The organism is Pseudomonas sp. NPDC099000, assembly GCF_044759925.1.
Lineage (GTDB): Bacteria > Pseudomonadota > Gammaproteobacteria > Pseudomonadales > Pseudomonadaceae > Aquipseudomonas.
Genome location: NZ_JBIWAF010000011.1, coordinates 147456 through 174264, shown reverse-complemented (window position 1 = coordinate 174264; position 26809 = coordinate 147456). Strand labels below are relative to the sequence as shown.

21 protein-coding genes are annotated in these 26809 nt (G+C 59.8%); 16 read left to right on the top strand and 5 right to left on the bottom strand.

Features of this window, described 5'->3' with window-relative positions:
* The first annotated feature begins 144 nt into the window (after positions 1-144).
* The 8 genes from ACIQV9_RS15925 (at position 145) to ACIQV9_RS15890 (ending at position 13097) form a co-directional block, all read left to right on the top strand.
* Positions 145-1038, top strand: coding sequence for a hypothetical protein (locus ACIQV9_RS15925; RefSeq protein ID WP_403103091.1), 894 nt, complete (start codon positions 145-147; stop codon positions 1036-1038).
* Positions 1039-1057: 19 nt separating this feature from the next.
* Entirely contained in the window at positions 1058-1504 is a 447-nt protein-coding gene (gene rplI, locus ACIQV9_RS15920) for a 50S ribosomal protein L9 (protein WP_003197251.1), read from the top strand.
* A 121-nt stretch (positions 1505-1625) separates the two neighbouring features.
* Complete coding sequence (dnaB, locus tag ACIQV9_RS15915) at positions 1626-3020, top strand: replicative DNA helicase (RefSeq protein ID WP_403103087.1); 1395 nt, start codon at positions 1626-1628, stop codon at positions 3018-3020.
* A 292-nt stretch (positions 3021-3312) separates the two neighbouring features.
* Complete coding sequence (locus tag ACIQV9_RS15910; protein WP_403103085.1) at positions 3313-5616, top strand: YgiQ family radical SAM protein; 2304 nt, start codon at positions 3313-3315, stop codon at positions 5614-5616.
* Positions 5617-5928: 312 nt separating this feature from the next.
* Positions 5929-9204 (top strand): DUF2126 domain-containing protein, encoded by a 3276-nt coding sequence (locus ACIQV9_RS15905; protein ID WP_403103082.1) that lies wholly within the window; start codon positions 5929-5931, stop codon positions 9202-9204.
* An 88-nt stretch (positions 9205-9292) separates the two neighbouring features.
* Positions 9293-11779, top strand: coding sequence for a circularly permuted type 2 ATP-grasp protein (locus ACIQV9_RS15900; RefSeq protein ID WP_403103079.1), 2487 nt, complete (start codon positions 9293-9295; stop codon positions 11777-11779).
* The gene (locus ACIQV9_RS15895; RefSeq protein ID WP_403103076.1) at positions 11779-12672 is read left to right on the top strand and encodes a transglutaminase N-terminal domain-containing protein; all 894 of its coding nucleotides are present in this window, start codon (positions 11779-11781) and stop codon (positions 12670-12672) included. The genes ACIQV9_RS15900 and ACIQV9_RS15895 overlap by 1 nt, the downstream gene beginning before the upstream one ends.
* Positions 12673-12719: 47 nt before the next feature.
* Positions 12720-13097: an NUDIX domain-containing protein gene (locus ACIQV9_RS15890; RefSeq protein ID WP_403103074.1), complete on the top strand. Its 378-nt coding sequence runs from the start codon at positions 12720-12722 to the stop codon at positions 13095-13097.
* Positions 13098-13170: 73 nt separating this feature from the next.
* On the opposite strand, the gene ACIQV9_RS15885 is transcribed toward ACIQV9_RS15890, so the two are convergent.
* A complete protein-coding gene (locus tag ACIQV9_RS15885) occupies positions 13171-13359 on the bottom strand; it encodes a hypothetical protein (RefSeq protein ID WP_007947526.1) in 189 nt (62 codons plus the stop codon).
* Positions 13360-13427: 68 nt separating this feature from the next.
* A complete protein-coding gene (locus ACIQV9_RS15880; RefSeq protein ID WP_403103071.1) occupies positions 13428-14015 on the bottom strand; it encodes a TIGR00730 family Rossman fold protein in 588 nt (195 codons plus the stop codon).
* Positions 14016-14358: 343 nt separating this feature from the next.
* Between ACIQV9_RS15880 and azu the strand changes: the two genes are divergently transcribed.
* A complete protein-coding gene (gene azu / locus ACIQV9_RS15875) occupies positions 14359-14805 on the top strand; it encodes an azurin (protein ID WP_403103068.1) in 447 nt (148 codons plus the stop codon).
* Between the two features lie 189 nt (positions 14806-14994).
* Here the strand turns inward: azu and nadE are convergent, their stop codons facing one another.
* From nadE to ACIQV9_RS15860, 3 genes are all read right to left on the bottom strand, one after another.
* Positions 14995-15822, bottom strand: a complete 828-nt coding sequence (nadE, locus tag ACIQV9_RS15870; protein WP_403103065.1) for an ammonia-dependent NAD(+) synthetase — start codon at positions 15820-15822, stop codon at positions 14995-14997.
* 4 nt (positions 15823-15826) lie between these two features.
* A complete protein-coding gene (pncB, locus tag ACIQV9_RS15865; RefSeq protein WP_403103062.1) occupies positions 15827-17062 on the bottom strand; it encodes a nicotinate phosphoribosyltransferase in 1236 nt (411 codons plus the stop codon).
* A gap of 230 nt (positions 17063-17292) precedes the next feature.
* Entirely contained in the window at positions 17293-18204 is a 912-nt protein-coding gene (locus ACIQV9_RS15860; protein WP_403103060.1) for a LysR family transcriptional regulator, read from the bottom strand.
* A gap of 175 nt (positions 18205-18379) precedes the next feature.
* Between ACIQV9_RS15860 and ACIQV9_RS15855 the strand changes: the two genes are divergently transcribed.
* From ACIQV9_RS15855 to ACIQV9_RS15825, 7 genes are all read left to right on the top strand, one after another.
* Positions 18380-19870, top strand: a complete 1491-nt coding sequence (locus tag ACIQV9_RS15855) for an aldehyde dehydrogenase family protein (protein WP_403103057.1) — start codon at positions 18380-18382, stop codon at positions 19868-19870.
* Between the two features lie 130 nt (positions 19871-20000).
* Complete coding sequence (locus ACIQV9_RS15850) at positions 20001-21284, top strand: NAD(P)/FAD-dependent oxidoreductase (RefSeq protein WP_403103054.1); 1284 nt, start codon at positions 20001-20003, stop codon at positions 21282-21284.
* A 365-nt stretch (positions 21285-21649) separates the two neighbouring features.
* Entirely contained in the window at positions 21650-22783 is a 1134-nt protein-coding gene (locus ACIQV9_RS15845; RefSeq protein WP_403103051.1) for an ABC transporter substrate-binding protein, read from the top strand.
* A 168-nt stretch (positions 22784-22951) separates the two neighbouring features.
* Positions 22952-23866 carry an ABC transporter permease subunit gene (locus tag ACIQV9_RS15840; protein WP_010464150.1) on the top strand — a complete coding sequence of 305 codons (915 nt, stop codon included), beginning with the start codon at positions 22952-22954 and terminating at the stop codon, positions 23864-23866.
* A gap of 3 nt (positions 23867-23869) precedes the next feature.
* Positions 23870-25153, top strand: a complete 1284-nt coding sequence (gene livM, locus ACIQV9_RS15835) for a high-affinity branched-chain amino acid ABC transporter permease LivM (protein WP_403103048.1) — start codon at positions 23870-23872, stop codon at positions 25151-25153.
* The gene (locus tag ACIQV9_RS15830; RefSeq protein WP_403103045.1) at positions 25150-26025 is read left to right on the top strand and encodes an ABC transporter ATP-binding protein; all 876 of its coding nucleotides are present in this window, start codon (positions 25150-25152) and stop codon (positions 26023-26025) included. Before livM ends, ACIQV9_RS15830 begins: the two co-directional genes overlap by 4 nt.
* Complete coding sequence (locus ACIQV9_RS15825; RefSeq protein ID WP_109627728.1) at positions 26022-26738, top strand: ABC transporter ATP-binding protein; 717 nt, start codon at positions 26022-26024, stop codon at positions 26736-26738. The genes ACIQV9_RS15830 and ACIQV9_RS15825 overlap by 4 nt, the downstream gene beginning before the upstream one ends.
* Positions 26739-26809: the final 71 nt, after the last annotated feature.

The window sequence follows — 26809 nt, the reverse complement described above, 5'->3', positions numbered from 1 at the left end:
AAACAAAACACCACAACCAAAAAAAAAAATCAGACACACCATCAAACCCAAAACAACCCCGCACCCTTCCAGGCCCTGCTGGCCTACACCGACAGCCACGGCCGCTGAGACCGGGCAGTCGACACGTAGCAAAGGATTGAAAGCATGCGTGCCTTAGCTGAGTTCATCATGCGCGGCCGTATGCAGGCCATTCTCGTAGTGGCCGGATGCGCAACATTGCCGTTGTTGTATTGGTTGGGTGCTGCCGCTGGATGCCTAGTGCTCCTGCGGCGCGGATTGAAGGACGCCATTGGCGTACTTGCTCTGGGACTGCTGCCGGCGTTGATCTGGTGGCTTTACTCCGATGACCCACGGGCACTTCTGGTGCTGCTGGGGTCTTCGAGCCTTGCGTTGGTTTTGCGCGCAAGCGAGTCCTGGAACCGCGTGCTGCTGGTCAGCATAGCGATGGGAGTGGTGTTTGCAGTGGTGCTGGGGACAGTTTTTGCTCCCCAAATCGAGATGCTGGCGCAGGCTTTGATAAAAGTCATGCCGTCGCTACTCGGTGATGTCTACCAGAAGTTGTCGGTAGACGAGCAAGCGCATTTTGCGTCCCTGATTGCACCGGTCCTGACCGGCCTGATTGCGGCCTTGTTGCAAATCGTCAGTGTGCTGAGCCTGATTGTCGGGCGCTACTGGCAGGCGTTGTTGTACAACCCGGGTGGTTTTGGTCGCGAGTTTCGCGCCATCCGATTCCCGCTTTTACCAGCGATGTTGCTGCTGGCGTTCATGCTTCTGGGGCCGAATATCGGTCCTCAGATGGCCATGTTGACGCCGTTGTGCAGCGTACCGCTGGTGTTCGCCGGGCTGGCTCTGATTCACGGGCTGGTGGCGCAAAAGCGACTGGCCAGGTTCTGGCTGGTTGGGTTGTACGTCACGCTGTTGCTGTTCATGCAGCTGATCTATCCGTTGCTGGTGGTCTTGGCCATCGTCGACAGCCTGATTGATTTTCGCGGTCGTTCGGCGCCGAAAGACGCCGATAACGCGAACGGTGAAGGTTAAAAGTTAAGAGGATTTTCACATGCAACTGATCCTTCTGGAAAAAGTCACCAACCTGGGCAACCTGGGTGACAAAGTAAACGTCAAGGCTGGTTACGGTCGTAACTACCTGCTGCCTTACGGCAAAGCTACCGCTGCGACCGCTGCCAACCTGGCTGCGTTCGAAGAGCGTCGCGCTGAGCTGGAAAAAGCCGCAGCAGACCGTAAAACTTCGGCTGAAAGCCGTGCCGCCCAACTGGCTGAGCTGGAAGTGACTATCACTGCCACCGCTGGTGACGAAGGCAAGCTGTTCGGTTCGATCGGTACTCACGACATCGCTGATGCACTGACCGCCTCTGGCGTTGAAGTGGCAAAAAGCGAAGTTCGTCTGCCGAACGGCACCATCCGCAACGTAGGCGAATTCGACGTAGCCGTGCACCTGCACGCCGAAGTTGAAGCCACCGTACGCGTTGTCGTGGTAGCAGCTTAAGCAGCACTTGATCGGCTGGCGGCTTGTCCGTCAGACGGTTAACATCGGGCACGATCCTGTTTACAGGTCGTGCCCTTTGTCTTTCTGAAACTCCTGCTTTTCACAAAATAACCAAGTGGCCATGAACGATATCTCCGCTCCCGAGCAATACGATCTGCAAACCGCTGCCCTGAAGGTGCCGCCGCATTCCATCGAGGCCGAACAGGCCGTGCTCGGTGGTCTGATGCTGGACAACAACGCCTGGGAACGCGTGCTCGATCAGGTCTCGGACGGCGATTTCTATCGACATGACCACCGCCTGATCTTCCGTGCGATCGCCAAGCTCGCCGACAAGAACTCCCCCATCGACGTCGTGACCCTTGCCGAGCAATTGGACAAGGAAGGTCAGACCTCGCAGGTCGGTGGCCTCGGTTACCTCGGTGAGCTGGCGAAAAACACGCCGTCCGTCGCCAACATCAAGGCGTATGCGCAGATCGTCCGCGCACGGGCGACCTTGCGACAGTTGATCGGCATCGCCACCGAGATTGCCGACAGCGCCTTCAACCCGGAAGGACGCACGGCTGAAGAGATTCTCGACGAAGCCGAACGACAGATCTTCCAGATCGCCGAGGCCCGGCCAAAAACCGGCGGCCCGGTGAGCGTGAACGACCTGCTGACCAAGGCCATCGACCGCATCGACACCTTGTTCAACACCGACAACGCCATTACCGGCCTGTCCACCGGCTACACCGACCTCGACGAGAAGACCAGCGGCCTGCAACCGTCCGACCTGATCATCGTCGCCGGCCGTCCGTCCATGGGTAAAACCACCTTTGCGATGAACCTGGTGGAAAACGCGGTGCTGCGCAGCGACAAGTGCGTCCTGGTCTACTCGCTCGAGATGCCAGGCGAATCGCTGATCATGCGTATGTTGTCGTCCCTGGGTCGTATCGACCAGACCAAGGTTCGTGCCGGTCGCCTGGACGACGACGATTGGCCGCGCCTGACCTCGGCGGTCAATCTGCTCAACGATCGCAAGCTGTTCATCGACGATACGGCCGGTATCAGCCCATCGGAAATGCGTGCGCGGACCCGGCGTCTGGTGCGTGAGCACGGCGATGTTGCCTTGATCATGATCGACTACCTGCAGTTGATGCAGATCCCGGGTTCGGGCGGTGACAACCGGACCAACGAGATTTCCGAGATCTCCCGTTCCTTGAAGGCCCTGGCCAAGGAATTCAACTGCCCGGTGGTGGCGTTGTCCCAGCTCAACCGCTCCCTGGAGCAACGACCGAACAAACGCCCGATCAACTCCGACCTCCGGGAATCCGGAGCGATCGAGCAGGATGCCGACGTGATCATGTTCGTGTACCGGGATGAGGTTTATCACCCGGAAACCGAGCATAAAGGCATCGCCGAGATCATCATCGGCAAACAGCGGAACGGCCCGATCGGCACGTCGCGACTGGCGTTCATCGGCAAGTACACCCGCTTCGAAAACCTCGCGCCGGGCAGCTACAACTTCGACGACGAGTAACCCTGCCGGATCCTGAGGCGAGGGAGCTTTTGTGGCGAGGGGGCTTGCCCCCGTTGGGCTGCGCAGCGGCCCCAAAACCTTTGTCCGCATTTTTCCAGGTAGTTCGCATTCGTTGATTTCACGACTGCTTCGCAGTCGAACGGGGGCAAGCCCCCTCGCCACAGGGTTATGCTTTGCCTCGGGGCCTCTAAACAAAGAACCACCGCAATTTCCGACCATAGCCGTCGGAATTGGTCAAATTTTGTGCTATATTCCGCGCCCGCGATTTTTCATCTCAACACCGGTCATCGTCATGCAAACAGCCAAGCCGTTATTTGACTATCCCAAGTACTGGGCCGAATGTTTCGGTCCGGCGCCATTCCTGCCGATGAGCAGGGAGGAGATGGATCAGCTTGGCTGGGATTCCTGCGACATCATCATCGTCACCGGTGATGCCTACGTCGATCACCCGTCTTTCGGCATGGCAATCATCGGCCGGCTGCTGGAGTCGCAAGGCTTCCGCGTCGGGATCATTGCCCAGCCAAACTGGCAGTCCAAAGACGACTTCATGAAGCTCGGCGAGCCGAACCTGTTCTTCGGCGTCGCGGCCGGCAACATGGATTCGATGATCAACCGCTACACCGCCGACAAGAAAATCCGTTCCGATGACGCCTACACCCCGGGTGGACTGGCGGGTAAACGTCCGGACCGCGCGAGCCTGGTTTACAGCCAGCGCTGCAAGGAAGCCTACAAGAACGTGCCGATCGTGCTTGGTGGCATCGAAGCCTCCCTGCGCCGCATCGCCCACTACGATTACTGGCAGGACCGGGTGCGCAACTCGATCCTGATCGACGCCTGCGCCGACATCCTGCTCTACGGCAACGCCGAGCGTGCGATCGTCGAAGTCGCCCAGCGTCTGTCCTACGGTCACAAGATCGAAGACATTACCGACGTGCGCGGCACCGCGTTCATTCGTCGCGACACCCCGAAAGACTGGTACGAAGTCGACTCCACTCGCATTGACCGTCCGGGCAAGGTCGACAAGATCATCAACCCGTACGTGAATACCCAGGACACCCAGGCCTGCGCCATCGAGCAGGAAAAGGGTCCGCTTGAAGATCCGGAAGAAGCCAAAGTCGTGCAGATCCTGGCCAGCCCGAAGATGACCCGCGACAAGACTGTGATTCGTCTGCCGTCGGTGGAAAAAGTCCGTGGCGACGCCGTTCTGTATGCTCACGCCAACCGCGTGCTTCACCTCGAAACCAACCCGGGCAACGCCCGTGCGCTGGTGCAGAAGCACGGCGAAGTCGACGTCTGGTTCAACCCACCGCCGATTCCGATGACCACTGAAGAAATGGACTACGTGTTCGGCATGCCCTATGCGCGCATTCCGCACCCGGCGTACGGCAAGGAAAAAATCCCGGCCTACGACATGATCCGCTTCTCGGTGAACATCATGCGTGGCTGCTTCGGTGGCTGCACCTTCTGCTCGATCACCGAGCACGAAGGCCGGATCATCCAGAACCGTTCCGAAGAGTCGATCATTCGCGAAATCGAAGAGATCCGCGACAAGGTTCCAGGCTTCACCGGCGTCATTTCCGACCTCGGCGGCCCGACCGCGAACATGTACCGCATCGCGTGCAAGAGCCCGGAAATCGAATCCGCGTGCCGCAAGCCATCGTGCGTGTTCCCTGGCATCTGCCCGAACCTGAACACCGATCACTCGTCGCTGATTCAGCTGTACCGCAGCGCCCGTGCCTTGCCGGGTGTGAAGAAGATCCTGATCGCTTCCGGCCTGCGCTACGACCTCGCGGTCGAGTCGCCGGAATACGTCAAAGAGCTGGTGACTCACCACGTCGGTGGTTACCTGAAGATCGCCCCGGAACACACCGAGGAAGGTCCGCTCAACCAGATGATGAAACCGGGCATCGGCAGCTATGACAAGTTCAAGCGCATGTTCGAGAAGTACTCCAAGGAAGCCGGGAAAGAGCAGTACCTGATTCCGTACTTCATCGCCGCTCACCCGGGCACCACCGACGAAGACATGATGAACCTGGCCTTGTGGCTCAAGGGCAACGGCTTCCGCGCCGACCAGGTGCAGGCGTTCTACCCGTCACCGATGGCCACCGCCACCGCGATGTACCACTCGGGCAAGAACCCGCTGCGCAAGGTCACTTACAAGAGTGACGCCGTGACCATCGTCAAGAGCGAAGATCAGCGTCGCCTGCACAAGGCGTTCTTGCGTTATCACGACCCGAAAGGCTGGCCGATGTTGCGTGAAGCGCTGACCCGCATGGGCCGCGCCGACCTGATCGGGCCGGGCAAGAACCAGTTGATCCCGCTGCATCAACCGGCGACCGACAGCTACCAGAGCGCCCGTCGCAAGAACTCGACGCCGGCTGGCAGCCACAAAGTGGCCGGGGAAAAGACCACCAAGATCCTGACCCAGCATACCGGCCTGCCACCGCGTGCCAGTGATGGCGGTAATCCGTGGGACAAGCGTGAACAGGCCAAGGCGGCGGCATTTGCCCGCAACCAGCAGGCGGCCAAGGAGCGCAAGGATGCAGCCAAAGGCAAAGGACCGAAGCCTGCGCGCAAGCCGGTTGTACCGCGCTAAGCCTCGCTTGAGCTGAACAGAACGCCAACCTTCGGGTTGGCGTGATCGTTCCTACGCTCTGCGTGGGAATGCCTCAAGGGACGCACTGCGTCCAGTGACGCGGAGCGTCACGGGCTGCATTCCCACGCGGGAGCGTGGGAACGATCAAGCCTCTCTTCGCAACATTTTCGTGCAACTCCCTCGAACCAATTTCCCGCATCGCCCGATTTTGGTGCTGTACTGCCTCATGCAACCGAAGAAAGCGCCAGCGCCGCTGGATGGCATAAGTCTTGCGCGCTTTCCCATACGCTTAAGGCTCGCAGGAGGCACGCCGTGTCGATTCATGTCGCATTGCACCACGTCACGCATTACCGCTACGACCGCGCCGTCGAGCTCGGTCCGCAGATCGTTCGCCTGCGCCCGGCCGCCCACAGTCGCACGCGGATTCTGTCCTATGCGCTGAAAGTCTCCCCCGAGCAGCATTTCATCAACTGGCAGCAGGATCCCCAGGGCAATTACCTGGCGCGGTTGGTGTTCCCGGAGAAGACCAATGAGCTACGGATCGAGGTCGATCTGCTCGCGGAGATGGCAGTCTTCAACCCGTTCGACTTCTTCCTCGAGCCCTACGCGGAAAAGATCCCGTTCACCTACGCCGCGGACGAGCGCAAGGAGCTGGCGCCATACCTGGAAACCCTGCCCCTGACGCCGAAGTTCAAGGCCTATCTGGACGGCATCGACCGCACGCCGCTGCCCAGCGTGGATTTCCTTGTCGCGCTGAATCAGCGCCTGAGCGAAGACATCGGCTACTTGATCCGCATGGAGCCCGGCGTACAAACCCCCGAGCACACCCTCGAACACGCCTCCGGTTCCTGCCGCGACTCGGCGTGGTTGCTGGTGCAGTTGCTGCGCAACCTCGGGCTGGCGGCGCGTTTCGTCTCCGGTTACCTGATCCAGCTAACCGCCGACGTCAAAAGCCTCGACGGCCCCTCGGGCACGGAAGTGGACTTCACCGACCTGCACGCCTGGTGCGAGGTCTACTTGCCCGGCGCCGGCTGGATCGGCCTGGACGCGACGTCAGGGCTGTTTGCCGGTGAAGGACACATTCCGTTGGCGTGCAGCCCCGATCCGGGCTCTGCGGCACCGATCAGTGGCCTGGTGGAACCGTGCGAGTGCGAATTCACCCACGAAATGTCCGTGGAGCGAATTTGGGAAGCACCGCGGGTCACCAAGCCCTACACCGAAGACCAGTGGCTGGCGATCCAGGCGCTGGGCCGGCAGATCGATTCCGACCTGCTCGAAGGCGACGTGCGCCTGACCATGGGTGGCGAGCCGACGTTCGTGTCCATTGATGACCCGGACGGCGCCGAGTGGAATACCGCCGCGCTCGGGCCGGACAAGCGTCGACTGTCTGCCGAATTGTTCCAGCGCATGCGCAAACACTACGCGCCCAAAGGCCTGGTGCATTTTGGGCAGGGCAAGTGGTATCCCGGCGAGCAACTGCCGCGCTGGTCACTCAACTGCTACTGGCGCCGCGATGGCGTGCCGATCTGGCACAACAGCGCGCTGATTGCCGATGAACAGGAAGACTACGGCGCCGATGGCGAGCTGGCCGGGCGTTTTCTCTCGAGCGTCGCCGAACGCCTGAAAATTCCGACACGCTTTGTGTTCCCGGCCTACGAAGACAATTTCTATTACCTCTGGCGCGAAGGCGCGTTGCCGCTGAACGTCAGCGCCGAAGACTCACGTCTCGAAGAACCGTTGGAGCGGGCACGCCTGCGTAAAGTCTTCAGCCAGGGGCTGGATAAGGTGATTGGCCAGGTCCTGCCGCTGGCGCGCACCGCCAAGGGGGATCAATGGCAAAGTGGTCGCTGGTACCTGCGTGACGAGCATTGTCGGCTGGTGCCGGGGGATTCGCCGCTGGGTTATCGCCTGCCACTGGGCTCGCAGCCTTGGGTGAAAGCGGCCGAGTACCCGTTCATCTACCCGAACGACCCCAACCAGGAATTCCCGTCGCTTCCAGACACTCAGCAGTTGAACAGCCCGGGGGCGCCGGCCGAAGCGCTCGAACGGGATCTGGAGGTCGATGAATCCGCCGATTGGCTGACCCGCACCGCGTTTTGCGCCGAGGCTCGGGAAGGCCGGTTGTACCTGTTCATGCCGCCACTGGAGCGGGTCGAGGATTATCTGGAACTGGTCACCGCGATCGAGGCCACGGCGCAGGAACTGCATTGCCCGGTGTTGCTGGAAGGTTACGAGCCGCCGAGCGATCCGCGCCTGAGCAACTTCCGCATCACCCCCGATCCAGGCGTGATCGAGGTCAACGTGCAGCCGTCCGCCACGTGGGATGAGCTGGTCGAGCGCACCGAGTTTCTCTACGAAGAAGCGCGCCAGACCCGACTGACTACCGAGAAATTCATGATCGACGGCCGGCACACCGGTACCGGCGGTGGCAACCATTTCGTCCTGGGTGGCGCGACACCGGCTGACTCACCATTTCTGCGCCGTCCCGATCTGCTGCGCAGCCTGATCAGTTACTGGCATAACCACCCGTCCTTGTCCTACCTGTTTTCCGGATTGTTCATCGGCCCGACGTCCCAGGCGCCGCGTGTCGATGAAGCGCGCAACGATGCCTTGTACGAACTGGAAATCGCCTTCGCCCAGATGCCTGAACCGGGCGAGGAGTGTGCGCCGTGGCTGGTCGACCGGTTGCTGCGCAACTTGCTGATCGACGTGACCGGTAACACGCACCGCGCCGAGTTCTGTATCGACAAGCTCTATTCGCCGGATGGCGCGACGGGGCGTCTTGGATTGCTCGAGTTGCGCGCCTTTGAAATGCCACCGCATGCGCGCATGAGCCTGGCGCAACAGCTGTTGCTGCGGGCGCTGGTGGCGCGGTTCTGGCGCGAGCCGTATGCGCCGCCGAAACTGGCCCGTTGGGGCACTGAGCTGCATGACCGATTCCTGTTGCCACACTTTATCGAGCAGGATTTCGCGGATGTGATCGTCGATCTCAATGCCGCCGGTTATCCCGTGCGGGCGGAGTGGTTTGCCGCGCATCTGGAATTTCGTTTTCCCAAGGTCGGCGATTACGCGGTCAGCGGTATCGAGCTGGAAGTGCGTCAGGCGCTGGAGCCTTGGCACGTGCTGGGTGAAGAGGGCGCAGTCGGCGGCACGGTGCGCTACGTGGATTCGTCCCTGGAACGCTTGCAGGTGAAGCTCACCGGCGTGGCGCCCCAACGTTATTTGCTGACGTGCAACGGCGTTCCCGTGCCCTTGCAGCCGACCGGACGAGTCGGCGAGTTCGTCGCTGGCGTGCGCTTCCGCGCCTGGCAACCGGCCAACTGCCTGCAACCGACCATTCCGGTCCACGCACCGTTGGTGTTCGACCTGCTCGACACCTGGATGCAACGCTCGCTGGGTGGCTGTCAGTACCACGTCGCCCATCCGGGCGGGCGCAACTACGACAGTTTGCCGGTGAATGCCAATGAGGCCGAGAGCCGGCGAATGGCGCGTTTCTTCCGCATCGGACACAGCCCGGGGAAACTTCCTATACCGAATGTGGAAATTAATGACGAGCTACCGATGACACTCGATTTGCGACGTTTCTAAACCGTACACGACGCTCGGATTTTTCGTATATCCGGGCGTCATGAGCCTGCGTTAGTCTGACCGTTCTTTGCTGTCTGCCGAGCTTTCCATGCCTGACCTGCTTGACCGCTACCCGCTGACGGCGGGCACTTATCACGAACTGCTCGACGACAGCGGCGCCGTGCGCCCGCACTGGCGCCGGTTGTTCGACCAGTTGCAACGCAGCACGCCAGCGCAATTGGTGCAGCGTCAGGCCCTGTTGACCCGGCAGATCCAGGAAAACGGCGTGACCTACAACGTCTACGCCGACCCCAAGGGCGCTGATCGGCCGTGGGAACTGGACCTGCTGCCGCATGTGATAGCCGCTGATGAATGGCAGCAGTTATCGGCCGGGATCGCCCAGCGGGCCAGGCTGTTGAATGCCGTATTGGCTGATCTCTACGGCCCGCAGCGGTTGATTGCCGAAGGGCTGCTGCCGGCAGAACTGGTATTCGGTCACAACAATTTCCTCTGGCCCTGCCAGGGGGTTACGCCGCCGGACGGAGCCTTTCTGCATTTGTATGCCGTTGATCTGGCGCGAACGCCGGACGGCCGTTGGTGGGTGACGGCGGATCGGACTCAAGCACCTTCCGGTGCCGGTTATGCGCTGGAAAACCGCACCATTGTGTCCCGGGCCTTTCCCGAGTTGTACCGCGACCTGAAGGTGCAGCATCTGGCCGGGTTCTTCCGCACGCTCCAGGAAACCCTCGCCCGTCAGGCACCCAGCGATGATGACGTGCCGCTGATCGTGCTGCTGACACCGGGGCGTTTCAACGAAAGCTATTTCGAACATTTGTACCTGGCGCGCCAGCTCGGTTATCCACTGGTAGAAGGCGGCGACCTCACAGTGCGCGATGCCACGGTCTACCTGAAGACCCTCAGTGGCCTGCGCCGGGTTCACGCGATCATGCGTCGGCTCGACGACGACTTCTGCGATCCGCTTGAGTTGCGTACCGATTCGGCACTCGGTGTACCGGGCTTGCTCGAAGCCGTGCGGCAGGGGCGCGTGCTGGTGGCTAATGCCCTCGGCAGCGGAGTGCTCGAATCGCCGGGGTTGCTGGGCTTTCTACCGAAGATCAATCAATTCCTGTTCGGCGAAGAGCTGATCCTGCCGTCCATTGCGACGTGGTGGTGTGGCGAAGCGCCGGTGCTGGCCCAGGCGTTGGAGAAGCTGCCGGAGTTGCTGATCAAACCCGCGTTTCCGTCACAGAGCTTCGCCCCTGTGTTTGGCCGCGACCTGAGTGAAAAACAGCGCCAGACGCTGGCCGAGCGCATGCAGGCACGGCCCTATGCCTACGTTGCGCAAGAATTGGCGCAATTGTCCCAGGCACCGATCTGGCAGGCCGAGGACGGTCAACTGCAACCGCGAGCCATCGGGATGCGTGTGTATGCCGTGGCCAGTCAAGACGGTTATCGGGTGTTGCCGGGCGGATTGACCCGAGTAGCCGCCGAAGCAGACGCCGAAGTGGTGTCGATGCAGCGCGGCGGTGCGAGCAAGGACACCTGGGTGTTGGGGGATCGTCCGCCCAGCGGCGAGCAATGGAAAACCCAGCGCACGATCGGTGTGCATGACCTGGTTCGACGCGATCCGTACCTGCCGTCGCGGGTAGTCGAGAATCTGTTCTGGTTTGGCCGCTATTGCGAGCGGTGTGATGACAGCGCGCGATTGCTGCGGATCATGCTGGCGCGCTACGTCGATGGCGATGACCCGCAGGCTCTGGAAGCGGCGGTCGATCTCGGCGAGCGACTGAATCTGTTGCCAGACGAAGGCGAGTTGCCCGAGCGGCTGTTGGCGGCGCTACTCGGCGATGATTGGCCCTTCAGCCTGCGCTCCAATTTGCAGCGTTTACAGTGGGCTGCTTCGCAAGTGCGCGGCAAGCTCTCGCGGGAAAACTGGCAGGCGCTGGTGGAATTGCAGCGCGAAGCCATGGAACTGGAAACCGAAGAGCCGGATTTTGGCGAATTGCTGGATTTCCTCAATCGGCTGGTGATGTCCCTGGCGGCACTGTCCGGTTTTGCCCTGGACGACATGACCCGGGACGAAGGCTGGCGTTTCCTGATGATCGGTCGGCGGATCGAGCGGCTGCAATTTCTCAGCGGCAGTCTGGCGGCGTTTCTGCGCGGTGCCGGTGTCTTCGATCAGGCCGGGCTGGAGTGGCTGCTGGAACTGGGCAACAGCAGCATCACTTACCGCTCGCGGTACCTGGCGGTGGCGCAGTTGATTCCGGTGCTCGACCTTTTGCTGCTCGACGAGCAAAACCCTCACGCGGTGCTGTTCCAGTTGAAACTGGTGACCCGCGCAGTGAAGCGCTTGAACGACGATTTTGGCGCACCTCGCGAAGCAGGTCTGCCGCAACTGGTGGAGCGTTTGGCGCGTTTCGATCTGGGCTGCCTGGAGAATTCACTGTTCGGTGATGCCAGCGTTCGCGCCGCCATCAACGGTCTGGCCGATTTGCTGCAAGAGATCGCCGATGCCAGCGGGCAAGTCTCGGATCGTCTGGCCTTGCGCCATTTCGCCCATGTCGATGATGTCAGCCAGCGCACGGTGTCCGTCTGATGAGCGCCCGTTATCAGATTCTCCACGACACCCATTATCACTACGACAGCCCGGTGTCCCTGGCCCAGCAACTTGCGCACCTGTGGCCACGGGCCTGTGCGTGGCAGCGCTGCACCGAGCAGCACTTGCAGATCAGTCCTGACCCGACCTCGCGCCGGGATGAGCTGGATGTGTTTGGCAATCCGCTCACCCGGTTAGCGTTTGAGCGGCCGCACGATGAATTGCTGGTCAACGCCCGGCTCACCGTCGAGGTGCTGGCCCGGCCGACGCTGGATTTCAATCAATCACCCGCGTGGGAAGAAACCCGCAACGCGTTGACCTACAGCAGTCAGCCGCTTTCCCCTGAGCTGCTGGAAGCGTGCCGTTACCGGTTCGAATCGCCCTATGTGCATTTGAAGCGCAACTTTGTCGACTTCTCGCAAAGCTGCTTTCCATCGGGGCGGCCTTTGTTGCTGGGTGTCCAGGCGTTGATGGAGAAGATTTTCAGCGAGTTCACCTTCGACGCCGAGGCGACTCAAGTGGCAACGCCGCTGGTGGAGGTGCTGGAGCGTCGGCGCGGGGTCTGTCAGGACTTCGCTCACCTGATGCTCGCTTGCGTGCGTTCCCGTGGACTGGCGGCGCGTTACATCAGCGGCTACCTGCTGACCCAGCCACCGCCCGGCCAGCCGCGACTGATCGGCGCCGATGCCTCGCATGCCTGGGTTTCAGTTTTTTGCCCGGTGCTCGGTTGGGTGGATTTTGACCCGACCAACAATGTGCAGCCGGCGCTGGAGCACATCACACTGGCATGGGGCCGGGATTTCTCCGATGTTTCGCCGTTGCGTGGGGTGATTCTCGGGGGCGGGAACCATGATCCTGAGGTTCGAGTGACGGTGATGCCGCTGGATCAGTAGAGACCCCCGCAGGGGGACCGTGTTTTATTTGCTGGAGAGGATTTTCAATGTTCCCGGTTTCAATCAAAGGCGTCCTGCAATCCCCCGAAGGCCAGATCGTGCTGATGCTCAACGAGCGCGACGAATGGGAGTTACCCGGCGGGCGAATCGAGCTGGGCGAGACGGCACCGGACTGCCTGGCACGGGAAATTGCCGAGGAACTGGATGTCGAGGTGGTGGTGGTGGAGCCGCTGGATTCGTATCTGTTCGAGGTGATCCCCGGCAAGCACGTGTTCATCTCGACCTACCACTGCCAATTGCTGGGCGGTTTTGTGCCGACGATCAGTCATGAACACAAGGAGATCGGGTTGTTTGATCCGGCGCATTTGCCGGCCAACTTGCCCAAAGGTTATCGCGATTCGATTTATAAAGCGTTGGGCCTGTGAGGGTCAGCAGCGAGGCTGCTGACCCTGGACACAGATCCGGTGGGCCTGATCAGATCATCGGGCCCTGAGGGTCTCAGGCGTCGGGCGCCTGATCTTTCGGTGCTTCAGTTTCGTCTGTAGCCACTTCGCCTTCGGCATCCGGGTTCAGTGCTGCTGCTTCTTCTTCAGCTGTAGCTTTCTTGCGCTGAAGCTTTTCCTCTTTCTTCTGCTCCTTGGCCAAGTCTCTCTGACGTTTGGCGAAGGAATAATTAGGTTTAGCCATGGGCGATCCTCTGGGGTCGAAGGTGAGGTTGAGCGGCGCATATTCTGCCCTGTATCGGTACCGAGCCGTTAGCTGGGTTTTTGCTCTGTCCATTTGGGCACCACTGTCGGCTGCCAAGCGTCCAGTGCATCGATCAGGGTTTGCGGCGATTCGCTCACTTGCAGCATGTCACGGTGCGCTTCGCGAACGAAGCCTTCGCCGACGATATGATCAAGAAAACCAGTCAATTTGCTGTAGAAACCGTTCACTTCCAGCAACCCGAGCGGTTTGCCGTGGTAGCCGAGCTGGCCCCAGGTCCAGACTTCGAACAGTTCTTCCAGAGTGCCCAGGCCCCCAGGCAGCGCGATGAAGGCATCGCTGAGTTCAGCCATCCGCGCCTTGCGCGCATGCATGCCGTCGACCACTTCCAGACGAGTCAGGCCGCTGTGGCCGATTTCCTTGTCTTTCAGGCTTTGCGCAATGATCCCGATCACTTCGCCGCCGGCCGCCAGTGCCGCATCGGCGACAATGCCCATCAGCCCGACGGCGCCGCCGCCATAGACCAGGGTCAGCTTGCGTTCGGCCAGTGCTCGCCCGAGGGCGACAGCCGCTTCACGATAAGCCGGGTTGGTGCCAGTGCTGGCACCGCAAAATACACAAACGGACGCTAAAGACATGCCTTACTCCATGGTCAGGATGGCCACAGAGTAAAGGCAGGCGCGCGGCGCTCCAAGGTCTAAACTTCGCGTTCAGGTGTTTCGTAGCTGCCGCTGGCGCCACAGGCATAAGCGGCGAGCAAACTGCGCAACAGGCTGTTAAAGGACATGACAGGCGCTCCAGATGAGGGATGACGCCCTGATGATAGGGCCGGGCCAGACGTCTGGCTGGTAGTTTGTTTCGATAGGTGTCATAGCCCGAAAGTTGTATACAATTTTTGATTCAGGTCATAGGAACTTGCGAAGTTTTCAGGCAGTCTTCTGTCCATTCGCACTTTTGTTAACCCTGCCTTGGAGATTCACCATGTTTGCCAAACTTGTTGCGGTATCCCTGCTGACACTGGCCAGCAGCCAACTGATGGCTGCCGAATGCAAGGTCACTGTCGACTCCACTGACCAGATGTCCTTCGATACCAAGGAAATCAGCATCGACAAGAGCTGCAAGACATTCACCGTGGAGCTGAAACACTCCGGCAACCTGCCGAAAAACGTCATGGGTCATAACTGGGTGCTGAGTAAAGAGGCTGATATGCAGCCGATCGCCACCGATGGCCTGGCTGCTGGCATCGACAAGAACTACCTGAAAGAAGGTGATGCACGCGTCATTGCCCACACCAAAATCATCGGTGCCAAGGAAACCGACTCGGTGACCTTCGACGTGTCGAAGCTCGATCCGGCTGAAAAATACGGTTTCTTCTGCTCGTTCCCGGGCCACATCTCGATGATGAAAGGTACGGTTACGCTGAAGTAATTAAATCGCGCTCATAAAAAAGCGTCCTGCGAGGGACGCTTTTTTTGTGCCTGACATTTGACCGAGTCATCGTTCTTCGCGGGCAAGCCTCGCTCCTACAGGATCTGCGTCGTGCCCATTATCGGGTCCGACACAATACCTGTGGGAGCGAGGCTTGCCCGCGAAGGCGTCAGTAAAGACGCCACAGCTTCAAGGCGCGAACGGCATCACGCGCTTGTGATGTGTCTTTTTATACGTATCGCAAATAATCTTGAACGCTTCCTCACGCACCGGCTGGCCGTGCAGGAACGCGTCGATCTCGGCGTAGGTCACGCCGTGGGACGCTTCGTCCGGTTTGCCCGGGGACAGGTCTTCAAGGTCGGCGGTCGGGATTTTTTCTACCAGCGATTCCGGTGCGCCGAAACTGCGGGCGATGTCTCGAACCTGGTTTTTCACCAGGCCACTCAACGGGGCCAGGTCGCAGGCGCCATCACCGAACTTGGTGAAGAAACCCATCACCGCTTCCGCCGCGTGGTCGGTGCCGATCACCAGCCCATGCGCTGCGCCGGCGATGGTGTACTGGGCGACCATGCGCATCCGCGCCTTGGTGTTGCCGAGCACGAAATCCACCGAGACCGCGTGCTTGCCTTCGAAGGCCGCCACTTCATTGGCCAGGGATTTCACCGCCGGGCCGATATTCACGGTATGACGTTCGTCCGGGGCGATGAAATCCACCGAGGCCTGGGCGTCGTGTTCATCGAACTGGGTCTCGTAAGGCAGGCGCACGGCGATGAACTTGTAGCTTTTGTCGCTGGTTTGCTCGCGCAACTCACGCATGGCGCGTTGGGCCAGCAGGCCGGCGGTCAGGGAATCGACGCCGCCGCTGATGCCGAGCACCAGGGTCTTGAGCCCGGAATTGACCAGGCATTCCTGAATGAAACTGATCCGCCGGGCGACTTCAGCCTCAAGGGCGGCATGGTCGGCGAATGGCGGCTGAACCTTGAGCTGCTCAGCAATCTCACGCTGTACGGCTTGCATGAATTCACTCCTTGCTAGTGGTGCCAGATGTACTGGAAAGGGCGGCAGGTACTTTGAAAACGTGTCGCAAATAGGCGACGAAATTCGGGTCTTTGCAGTGAGTCTTGCCAGGCTCATCGGAAATCTTTGCCACGGGCTGACCGTTGCAGGCCGCCATTTTAAGCACGATGCTCATCGGTTCGACACCCGGAATATCGCACGTCAGGTTGGTGCCGATACCGAAGCTGACATTGATCCGACCGCGCAACGCCCGGAATATTTCCAGGGATTTGGGCAGTGTCAGGCTGTCGGAGAACACCAGCGTCTTGCTCATCGGGTCGATGCCGAGCTTGTGGTAGTGAGCGATGGCCTTTTCGGCCCACATCACCGGGTCACCGGAATCATGGCGCAAACCGTCAAAAAGCTTGGCGAAATACAGGTCGAAATCGTTGAGGAAAGCATCGGTGGTGATGCAGTCGGTGAGGGCGATTCCCAGCAGGCCCCGGTACTCGCGCACCCAACAATCGAGGGCGGCAATCTGGCTGTCGATCAACCGTGGACCGAGCTGCTGATGCGCCATGATCCATTCGTGGGCCATGGTGCCCAAAGGCTTCATGTCCAGCTCCCGTGAAAGGTGCACGTTACTGGTGCCGACGAAGCGTCCGGGAAAATCATGCTTGAGCACATTCACCACTTCTTCCTGCACACGGAACGAGAAGCGACGGCGTGTACCGAAATCGGCTACCTGCAATTCGGACAATTCGTCTGTGCTGGCATTGGCGGTGAGCCAGTCAAATTTGCGATAGAGCTGCTCGCGAGCCTGTTCCAGAACGATTTCCCGGTAGCGATAACGGTTGCGCACTTCGCTGACGATGGACAGCAACGGCACTTCAAACAGAATCACATGCAACCACGGTCCGCGCAGACGGATGAACAGTTCGCCGTTTTCAATGCCGGTATGGACGTAGCGCAGGTTGAAGCGGAACAATCCGAGAAAACGCAGGAAATCCGGCTTCATGAAGCTGATGCGTTCCATGAAGCTCAACTGGTCGGCGCTCAGGCTCAACTCGGCCAGGCGTTCGATCTGGAAGCGGATCTCCGCGAGGTAGGGGCGCAGATCCTCACTGTTACGGCAGCGAAACTCCCATTCGACTTCCACGTTCGGGTAGTTGTGCAGCACCGCCTGCATCATCGTCAGTTTGTAGAAGTCGGTGTCGAGCAGGTTCTGCACGATGCGATCGCCAAACACGCTCTCGCTCATAACGGGGTTCTCCAGGCTGGCCGCGGCCCGTGGCGGCGACGTTTCAGCAGTTTCAATGAATGGGGCTAGTGGCGCATATCAGTGGCAGTTATTGCCAGCGGTTTTTTAGATTGCAGCAGATTCCTGTGGGAGCGAGCTTGCTCGCGATGGCGGTATTACATTCAACATCAATATTGACTGACCCACCGCTATCGCGAGCAAGCTCGCTCCCACAGGTATTGGGGGCAACCCTAGATAAGTGACGTGTCTGGACTGTCGATCTGCTCCAACATCCACTTCACAAAATCCCGCACCTTCGGTACTTCCGCCGAATGCTCCGGATACGCCAGGTAATAGGCATCCGTGCTGGGCATCGCGTGCTGCCAGGGTATGACCAGTTTGCCGTCGGCCAATTCCTCTTCCACCAGGAAGCGCGGCAGCAGTGCCACGCCGCAGCCGACCTGGGCGGCGCGGATGCACATATAGAAAGTTTCGAAGCGCGGGCCGTGATAGCTGTGTTCGGTGTGGTAGCCCTGACTGTCGAACCAGTCGTGCCAGGCCTGGGGCCGCGAGGCGTTTTGCAGCAGGACGAGGTCGGTGAGCTGTGTAGGATCGGTGAACGGCGTGTCCGGCAGGCTGCCCGGTGCACACACAGGAACAAGCTCCTCGCCGAACAGCTTCAGGCATTCGGTGCCGGGCCGCGAGCCCTGGCCGAAGTAGAACGCCAGGTCGCTGCGACCTTGCAGCAAATCATCGGCTTCCTGCTCGCTGCACAGGTCCAGATGGATCGAGGGATGGCGCAGGCGCCAACCTTTCAAGCGTGGCACCAGCCAGCGCGCGCCGAAGGTCGGCGGCGTCGAAACCCGCAAGACTTCGGTTTCACCGCCGTAGGAACGCAGGTAATGGGTCGACATCTCGACCTGCGTGAGGATTTTTCGTACTTCCACCAGGTACAAGTCACCGGCCGGGGTCATTTGCAGGCGTCGGCGCACCCGGCGAAACAGCAAATGCTGTAGCAACTCTTCGAGTTGCGCGACCTGTTTGCTGACGGCGCTCTGGGTCAGGTTCAGCTCTTCGGCGGCCCGGGTGAAGCTCAAATGCCGGGTGACGGCCTCGAAACACTGCAGCGCGGTGATCGATGGCAAGTAGCGTTTATTCAGCATGGACGGTCCTTTTTCTTGTTTCTTTTACTGCCAGCAATTCAAAGCATGAATAAACGGAATGATATCTCTCTTAAAGGTCGTTTGTTGGGTAACCTCCGGGGAGCTAAAACTACAGGCCTGATCAGCCGTGAATATCCGGCTGCACGTTTTCTGTTTTTTGCTCGAGGAGTGACCCATGGTTGCCGCATTGCTTGATCGTCTTGGTGTGAACCCGGCCCTGTACCAGAACGGCAAAGTGCCGGTGCATTCGCCGATCGATGGCAGCAAGATTGCCGCCGTGAACTGGGAAGGTGCCGCTGAAGTCGAGCAGCACATCAGTCGCGCAGATCATGCGTTCGAACTGTGGCGCAAGGTCCCAGCCCCGCGCCGAGGCGAGCTGGTGCGTCAACTGGGCGACATCCTGCGCGAATACAAGGCCGACCTCGGCGAGCTGGTGTCCTGGGAAGCCGGCAAGATCACTCAGGAAGGCCTGGGTGAAGTTCAGGAAATGATCGACATCTGCGACTTCGCCGTCGGCCTGTCCCGTCAGTTGTACGGCTTGACCATCGCTTCCGAACGTCCTGGCCACCACATGCGCGAAACCTGGCACCCGCTGGGCGTAGTCGGCGTCATCAGTGCGTTCAACTTCCCGGTTGCGGTCTGGGCCTGGAACACCACACTGGCGCTGGTCTGTGGCAACCCGGTGATCTGGAAACCGTCCGAGAAGACCCCGCTGACCGCACTGGCCTGCCAGGCGCTGTTCGACCGCGTACTGAAGAACTTCAGCGACGCCCCTCCACACCTGAGTCAAGTGATCATCGGCGGCCGCGATGCCGGTGAAGCGCTGGTCGATGACCCGCGTGTCGCGCTGATCAGCGCCACCGGCAGTACCCGCATGGGCCGTGAAGTGGCGCCGAAAATCGCCGCACGTTTCGCCCGCAGCATTCTGGAACTGGGCGGCAACAACGCCATGATCCTCGCCCCAAGCGCCGACCTGGACATGGCCGTTCGCGCCATCCTGTTCAGCGCCGTCGGCACCGCCGGTCAGCGTTGCACCACCCTGCGTCGTCTGATTGCCCATGAGTCGGTGAAGGAAGAAATCGTCACCCGCCTCAAGGCTGCCTACTCCAAGGTCCGCATCGGCAATCCGCTCGAGGGCAACCTGATCGGTCCGCTGATCGACAAAAACAGCTTCGAAAACATGCAGGACGCGCTGGAGCAGGCCTTGAGCGAAGGCGGCCGAGTGTTTGGCGGCAAACGCCAGTTGGAAGACAAATTCCCGAATGCTTACTACGTTTCGCCGGCTATCGTCGAAATGCCCGAGCAAAGCGATGTGGTTCGCGACGAAACCTTCGCGCCGATCCTGTACGTGGTCGGTTACGAGGACTTCGACGAAGCGCTGCGCCTGAACAACTCGGTGCCACAAGGCTTGTCTTCGTGCATCTTCACCACCGACGTGCGTGAAGCCGAGCAGTTCATGTCGGCGGTCGGCAGCGACTGCGGCATCGCCAACGTCAACATCGGCCCGAGCGGTGCGGAAATCGGTGGCGCGTTTGGTGGCGAGAAAGAAACCGGTGGTGGTCGTGAGTCGGGCTCCGATGCATGGCGTGGCTACATGCGCCGTCAGACCAACACCGTGAACTATTCGCTGGAGTTGCCGTTGGCTCAGGGCATTACGTTCGACTGATAGGCCCCTTCGCGGGCAAGTCGGATCGCCGCCCGCTCGCTCCTACAGGATCACTCAACACCTGTAGGAGCGAGGCTTGCCCGCGAAGCTTTTGCTTTGTTGTTTGTTAGGTTTCTGTTGGAGTCTGGCAATGCCGTTACGCGAAGAGTGTCTGTGGGAAAAACTGACGCCGCAAAGGCCTGACAACGCGGCGCTCAAGGGCGAAGTGAAGGTTGACGTCTGCGTCATCGGCGCCGGCTTCACCGGTCTGTCGGCGGCGGTGCATCTGCTGGAAAAAGGTAAAACGGTTTGCGTGCTCGAAGCCCATCGCGCTGGTCATGGCGGTTCGGGACGCAACGTCGGACTGGTCAATGCGGGGATGTGGATTCCACCGGACGAGATCGAGGCCGGGTTCGGCGAAGCGGTGGGCAGTCAGCTCAATCGCATGCTGGGTGCAGCGCCATCCCTGGTGTTCAGCCTGGTCGACAAATACAGCATCGATTGCCAGTTACGCCGCGAAGGCACGCTGCACATGGCGCACAACGCCCGTGGCGAAGCCGATCTGCGCAGTCGCGAAGCACAATGGAAACGTCGCGGGGCACCGGTCGAACTGCTGACCGGACATGCCTGCGAACAAGCGACGGGTACCAAAAAGATTGCTGCCGCGCTGCTCGACAAGCGTGCCGGCACGATCAATCCGATGGCTTACACCACGGGGCTGGCCAAAGCGGCCATCAGCCTTGGCGGTCAGCTGTTCGATCATTCTCCGGTTACCCGACTCGAACGTCAGGGCCAACGCTGGTCGGTACAAACCGTTCAGGGTTCAGTGCTCGCCGAGCAAGTGGTCATCGCCTCTAACGCTTATACCGAAGGTGACTGGACGGAGTTGCGGCGCAATTTCTTCCCCGGTTATTACTATCAAGTGGCGTCGGTCCCGCTGACCGAAGACGCGGCGCAGCAAATCCTGCCCGGCGGCCAGGGTTCCTGGGACACGCGCCAGGTACTGAGCAGTATTCGTCGCGACAAAGACGGTCGTCTGTTGCTGGGCAGCCTCGGTAACGGCAATCAGAAACCGACCTGGTTCCTCAAGGCCTGGGCCGATCGGGTGCAGCAGCACTATTTCCCCTACCTCAAACCCGTTGAATGGGAATGCACCTGGACCGGTTGCATTGCGTTTACCCCCGACCACTTGATGCGGTTGTTCGAGCCGGCGCCCGGTTTAGTGGCAGTCACCGGTTACAACGGCAGGGGCGTGACGACGGGGACGGTGGTCGGCAAAGCCTTTGCCGATTATCTGTGTAACGGAAATCCTCAGGCGCTACCGATTCCCTTCGCCCCCATGCAGCCATTGGCCGGGGTGGGTTTGCGCAGTTGTCTGTACGAGGCCGGTTTCTCGCTGTATCACGCAGGCCAGTGCTTGCGGATCGTTATTTGATTGTTGAAATTTGTTGCTGGAAGCGGCGCTTTTTCGCGCAGCGACTAGCCTGTAAAAGGTGCGAGTTGTAGCAGTTGCGCACCAGCAGTGTGCACTTCGGTGACGCACGTTGTTACAGGCTGGTTGCACGTCGTTTGGCGCCGCGGTTGCAATGATGGCGCGCGCGAGTTGCGCCTTTAAAAATAAATGGTTTCACCTTTCGCGGTTTAGACGGTTGCACGCCCAATGAAAATGGGATCGAAACAGTCGAAATAACAATAAAGCAGCGACTTTTTTCAGAATAAAAAACCGATGGCACGGCCCTTGCTCTGAGCATTCGGAGAAGTCGCAGTGCCAACTAAAAAAAAACCTTGGAGCACCACCTCATGTCCCAGACGTTTTACAAGAAAGGCTTTCTGGCCCTCGCAGTGGCAACTGCTTTGGGTGTTTCTGCGTTTGCACAGGCTGATGTGAAAATCGGTGTGGCGGGTCCGATGACAGGTGCCAACGCGGCATTTGGCGAGCAGTACATGAAGGGTGCACAGGCTGCAGCCGACGCGGTCAACGCGGCGGGCGGCGTAAACGGGGAAAAAATCGTACTGGTGAAGGGCGATGACGCCTGCGAACCGAAACAGGCTGTGACGGTCGCCAAGGACCTGACCAACCAGAAAGTCGCCGGCGTGGTCGGTCACTTCTGCTCCTCGTCGACCATCCCGGCCTCCGAGATCTACGACGAAGCGGGCATCATTGCAATCACCCCAGGTTCCACCAACCCGGCAGTTACTGAACGCGGCCTGAGCGCCATGTTCCGTATGTGCGGGCGTGACGATCAGCAAGGCATCGTGGCCGGTGACTACATCGTCGACGTGCTCAAGGGCAAAAAAGTTGTAGTCCTGCACGACAAGGACACCTACGGTCAGGGTCTGGCGGATGCCACCAAGGCTCAGCTGGAAAAACGCGGCGTGAAGCCTGTGCTGTATGAAGGCCTGACCCGTGGCGAGAAAGACTTCAGCACCATCGTCACCAAGATCCGCGGCGCTGGCGCCGACGTCGTCTACTTCGGCGGTCTGCACCCGGAAGCCGGTCCTCTGGTCCGTCAACTGCGTGAACAAGGCCTCAAAGACGTCAAATTCATGTCCGATGACGGCATCGTGACTGACGAACTGGTGACCACTGCTGGCGGTCCGCAATTCGTTGACGGCGTGCTGATGACCTTCGGCGCCGACCCACGCCTGCTGCCAGACAGCAAAACCGTGGTGGACGAGTTCCGCAAGAAAGGCACCGAGCCTGAAGGCTACACCCTCTACGCCTACGCTTCGGTCCAGACCCTGGCCGCAGCTTTCAACGGCGCCAAGTCCAACAGCGGCGAAAAAGCCGCCGAGTGGCTGAAGAAAAACCCGGTCAAAACCGTGATGGGCGAGAAGACCTGGGACGCCAAGGGCGACCTGAAAGTCTCCGACTACGTGGTTTACGAGTGGAACAAGGACGGCAAATACCACCAGCTGGAAAAACAGAAGTGATATGACCTGATCTGCCCGGCGCCTTGTGCACCGGGCAGTCAACGAACATGTCCGTGCAGTACCTGTCTTTTCTCGTAGAGCTGCACACAACCGTGTTGCCCCGGCGGCTGAACCCCGGTCCGTTGCACCCGGCTTCTGTGCAGTCTCTCAAATGCGTGAGATTGCGTTATGGATGGTATTTTCCTGCAGCAACTGGTCAATGGCCTGACCCTCGGGTCGGTCTATGGCCTGATCGCCATCGGCTACACAATGGTCTATGGCATCATCGGCATGATCAACTTCGCCCACGGCGAGGTTTACATGATTTCCGCTTACCTCGCGGCAATCAGTCTGGCTCTGCTGGCATACTTCGGTATTGAATCCTTCCCGCTACTGATGCTTGGCACCCTGATTTTCACCATCGTGGTCACGGCGGTGTATGGCTGGGTCATCGAGCGCGTCGCCTACAAGCCCCTGCGCAACTCCACCCGACTGGCACCGCTGATCAGCGCCATCGGGATTTCACTGATCCTGCAAAACTATGCCCAGATCGCCCAAGGCGCCAAGCAACAGGGTGTTCCGACCTTGTTGACGGGAGCATGGCGCGTCGAAATCGGCACCGGTTTCGTGCAGTTGACCTACACCAAGGTGTTTATCCTGATTGCCGCATTCGCCGGCATGGCCCTGCTGACCTACATCATCAAGTACACCAAGCTCGGCCGCATGTGCCGCGCCACCCAGCAAGACCGCAAGATGGCCTCGATCCTGGGGATCAACACCGACCGCGTGATTTCCTACGTGTTCATCATCGGTGCCGCGATGGCGGCCCTGGCCGGCGTACTGATCACCATGAACTACGGCACGTTCGACTTCTATGCCGGCTTCATCATCGGCATCAAGGCGTTCACCGCAGCGGTACTCGGCGGCATCGGCTCGCTGCCTGGTGCGATGCTTGGCGGGATTATTCTCGGGATCTCCGAGTCGCTGTTCTCAGGTTTGGTCAACTCGGACTACAAAGACGTTTTCAGCTTCTCGCTGCTCGTTCTCGTTCTGGTCTTTCGGCCCCAAGGCCTGCTCGGCCGTCCTCTTGTGTCGAAGGTGTAAGCGATGTCTTCAACCACTAAAAAAACCATTGATCTCAAAAGAAGCCTGGTTGACGCGATTCTTGCCGGCCTTGTCGCCCTGATTGTGTTCGGCCCGATTGTTGGCGTGGTCCTCGACGGCTACGGCTTCAATATGGAAACGACCCGGGTGGCGTGGATTGTCGCCATCGTCATGGCTGGCCGGTTTGCCCTGAGCCTGTTCCTGCAAACGCCCAAGGGCCTGAAAATCCTTGAAGGCTTTGAAAGCACCGGTTCCGGGGTTCATGTACTGCCACCTGATTACAAATCCCGCTTGCGCTGGATCATCCCACTGTTGATCCTCGTTGCCGTGGTGTTCCCGTTTTTCTCCAACTCCTACCTGCTGGGCGTGGTGATCCTCGGGCTGATCTACGTATTGCTGGGCTTGGGCCTGAATATCGTGGTCGGCCTGGCCGGTCTGCTCGACCTGGGTTACGTGGCGTTCTACGCCATCGGTGCCTACGGCCTGGCGCTGGGTTATCAATACCTCGGACTGGGTTTCTGGACGGTGCTGCCGCTAGCGGCAATCACTGCGGGCCTGGCCGGTTGCATCCTTGGCTTCCCGGTGTTGCGATTGCACGGTGACTACCTGGCGATCGTGACCCTTGGTTTCGGTGAAATCATTCGCCTGGTGCTCAACAACTGGCTGTCCCTGACCGGTGGCCCCAATGGCATGGCGGCTCCGCTGCCTACCTTCTTCGGCCTCGAGTTCGGCAAGCGTGCGAAGGAGGGCGGTGTCCCGTTCCATGAGTTCTTCGGCATCGCCTATAACCCGGACGTGAAGTATTACTTCATCTATGCGGTGTTGTTCCTGGTGGTGCTGGCCGTGCTGTACATCAAGCATCGTCTGGTCAAGATGCCGGTCGGCCGCGCTTGGGAAGCCTTGCGTGAAGACGAAATCGCCTGCCGCTCCATGGGCCTGAACCACGTACTGGTCAAGCTATCGGCATTCACCATCGGTGCCTCGACGGCAGGCCTGGCCGGGGTGTTCTTCGCTACCTATCAAGGTTTCGTCAACCCGACCTCGTTCACCTTTTTCGAATCGGCCCTGATCCTCGCCATCGTGGTACTCGGCGGGATGGGCTCGACCATCGGCGTGGTGATTGCAGCCTTCGTGTTGACGGTTGCCCCGGAACTGCTGCGCGGCTTTGCGGAATATCGCGTGCTGCTGTTTGGCGTGCTGATGGTGTTGATGATGATCTGGCGACCGCGCGGCCTGATTCGGATCAGCCGTACCGGTGTGACCCCGCGTAAAGGAGTAGCGCCATGAGCGAAGTCGTACTCTCGGTCGAGAAGCTGATGATGCACTTCGGCGGCATCAAGGCGTTGAGCGATGTCAGCCTCAAGGTTCATCGCAACTCGATCTTTGCCCTGATCGGCCCCAACGGCGCCGGCAAGACCACCGTGTTCAACTGCCTGACCGGGTTCTACAAGGCGTCCGGCGGCAAGATCGAACTCAATACTCGCGGCGAGCGCACCGATGTCATCCAGCTGTTGGGCGAATCGTTCAAAGCCACGGATTTCGTTTCGCCGAAAAGCTTCATCACCCGGATGCGCTACAAGATGTTCGGCGGCACCCACCTGGTGAACCGTGCCGGGCTGGCGCGCACGTTCCAGAACATTCGCCTGTTCAAGGAAATGTCGGTGCTGGAAAACCTGCTGGTGGCCCAACACATGTGGGTCAACCGCAGCATGCTGGCCGGCATCCTCAACACCAAGGGCTACCGCAAGGCCGAAAGCGATGCGCTGGACCACGCCTTCTACTGGCTGGAAGTCGTGGATCTGGTGGACTGCGCCAACCGTCTGGCTGGCGAACTGTCCTACGGCCAACAGCGCCGTCTGGAAATCGCCCGGGCCATGTGCACCCGGCCGCAGATCATCTGCCTCGACGAACCGGCTGCCGGCCTCAACCCTCAGGAAACCGAAGCGCTGAGCGCGATGATCCGTCTGCTGCGCGACGAGCACGATCTGACCGTGGTGCTGATCGAACACGACATGGGCATGGTAATGAGCATTTCCGACCACATCGTGGTGCTGGACCACGGCATCGTCATCGCCGAGGGCGGACCTGAAGCGATTCGCAACGACCCGAAAGTGATTGCGGCCTATCTGGGCGCTGATGAAGAGGAAGTGGTGCTATGAGTCAACCCATCCTCGAACTCAAGGATCTGGATGTGTTTTACGGGCCGATCCAGGCCCTGAAAAAAGTCTCGCTGCATATCGAAGAAGGTGAAACCGTCAGCCTGATCGGCTCCAACGGCGCCGGTAAATCGACCTTGCTGATGTCGATCTTCGGCCAACCGCGAGCGGCTAACGGGCAGATCATTTATCAGGGCGTGGACATCACCCACAAGTCGTCGCACTACATCGCGTCCAACGGCATCGCTCAGTCGCCTGAAGGCCGGCGGGTGTTCCCCGACATGACCGTCGAGGAAAACCTGCTGATGGGCACTATCCCAATCGGTGACAAGTACGCTTCCGAGGACATGCAGCGCATGTTCGAGCTGTTTCCGCGGCTCAAGGAACGCCGTAACCAGCGCGCCATGACCATGTCCGGCGGTGAGCAGCAGATGCTCGCCATCGCCCGTGCGTTGATGAGCCGGCCCAAGCTGTTGTTGCTCGATGAGCCGAGCCTGGGGCTGGCGCCGATCGTGGTGAAACAGATCTTCGCGACCCTGCGGGAACTGGCGAGTACCGGCATGACCATCTTCCTGGTCGAGCAGAACGCCAACCATGCGTTGAAGTTGTCGGACCGGGCGTACGTGATGGTCAACGGCGAGATCCGTATCACTGGCACCGGCAAGGAGCTGCTGGTGAATGAGGAGGTGCGTAACGCTTATCTCGGCGGGCACTGACACGCTGCCGGAATATCCACAGCCCTGACGAGCAATCGCCGGGGCTTTTTTACATTCTCTATACGCCTCAA

What these genes read in the sequence shown, in the direction of transcription:
- pncB (WP_403103062.1), bottom strand. Translation starts at nt 17,062, where the DNA reads ATGAGCGAGAGCGTGTTTGGCGATCGCATCGTGCAGAACCTGCTCGAC.
- ACIQV9_RS15830 (WP_403103045.1), top strand. Translation starts at nt 25,150, where the DNA reads ATGAGCGAAGTCGTACTCTCGGTCGAGAAGCTGATGATGCACTTCGGC.
- dnaB (WP_403103087.1), top strand. Translation starts at nt 1,626, where the DNA reads ATGAACGATATCTCCGCTCCCGAGCAATACGATCTGCAAACCGCTGCC.
- ACIQV9_RS15925 (WP_403103091.1), top strand. Translation starts at nt 145, where the DNA reads ATGCGTGCCTTAGCTGAGTTCATCATGCGCGGCCGTATGCAGGCCATT.
- ACIQV9_RS15840 (WP_010464150.1), top strand. Translation starts at nt 22,952, where the DNA reads ATGGATGGTATTTTCCTGCAGCAACTGGTCAATGGCCTGACCCTCGGG.
- azu (WP_403103068.1), top strand. Translation starts at nt 14,359, where the DNA reads ATGTTTGCCAAACTTGTTGCGGTATCCCTGCTGACACTGGCCAGCAGC.
- ACIQV9_RS15890 (WP_403103074.1), top strand. Translation starts at nt 12,720, where the DNA reads ATGTTCCCGGTTTCAATCAAAGGCGTCCTGCAATCCCCCGAAGGCCAG.
- ACIQV9_RS15825 (WP_109627728.1), top strand. Translation starts at nt 26,022, where the DNA reads ATGAGTCAACCCATCCTCGAACTCAAGGATCTGGATGTGTTTTACGGG.
- ACIQV9_RS15850 (WP_403103054.1), top strand. Translation starts at nt 20,001, where the DNA reads ATGCCGTTACGCGAAGAGTGTCTGTGGGAAAAACTGACGCCGCAAAGG.
- ACIQV9_RS15855 (WP_403103057.1), top strand. Translation starts at nt 18,380, where the DNA reads ATGGTTGCCGCATTGCTTGATCGTCTTGGTGTGAACCCGGCCCTGTAC.
- ACIQV9_RS15885 (WP_007947526.1), bottom strand. Translation starts at nt 13,359, where the DNA reads ATGGCTAAACCTAATTATTCCTTCGCCAAACGTCAGAGAGACTTGGCC.
- ACIQV9_RS15845 (WP_403103051.1), top strand. Translation starts at nt 21,650, where the DNA reads ATGTCCCAGACGTTTTACAAGAAAGGCTTTCTGGCCCTCGCAGTGGCA.
- ACIQV9_RS15880 (WP_403103071.1), bottom strand. Translation starts at nt 14,015, where the DNA reads ATGTCTTTAGCGTCCGTTTGTGTATTTTGCGGTGCCAGCACTGGCACC.
- ACIQV9_RS15900 (WP_403103079.1), top strand. Translation starts at nt 9,293, where the DNA reads ATGCCTGACCTGCTTGACCGCTACCCGCTGACGGCGGGCACTTATCAC.
- rplI (WP_003197251.1), top strand. Translation starts at nt 1,058, where the DNA reads ATGCAACTGATCCTTCTGGAAAAAGTCACCAACCTGGGCAACCTGGGT.
- ACIQV9_RS15860 (WP_403103060.1), bottom strand. Translation starts at nt 18,204, where the DNA reads ATGCTGAATAAACGCTACTTGCCATCGATCACCGCGCTGCAGTGTTTC.
- ACIQV9_RS15895 (WP_403103076.1), top strand. Translation starts at nt 11,779, where the DNA reads ATGAGCGCCCGTTATCAGATTCTCCACGACACCCATTATCACTACGAC.
- ACIQV9_RS15910 (WP_403103085.1), top strand. Translation starts at nt 3,313, where the DNA reads ATGCAAACAGCCAAGCCGTTATTTGACTATCCCAAGTACTGGGCCGAA.
- livM (WP_403103048.1), top strand. Translation starts at nt 23,870, where the DNA reads ATGTCTTCAACCACTAAAAAAACCATTGATCTCAAAAGAAGCCTGGTT.
- nadE (WP_403103065.1), bottom strand. Translation starts at nt 15,822, where the DNA reads ATGCAAGCCGTACAGCGTGAGATTGCTGAGCAGCTCAAGGTTCAGCCG.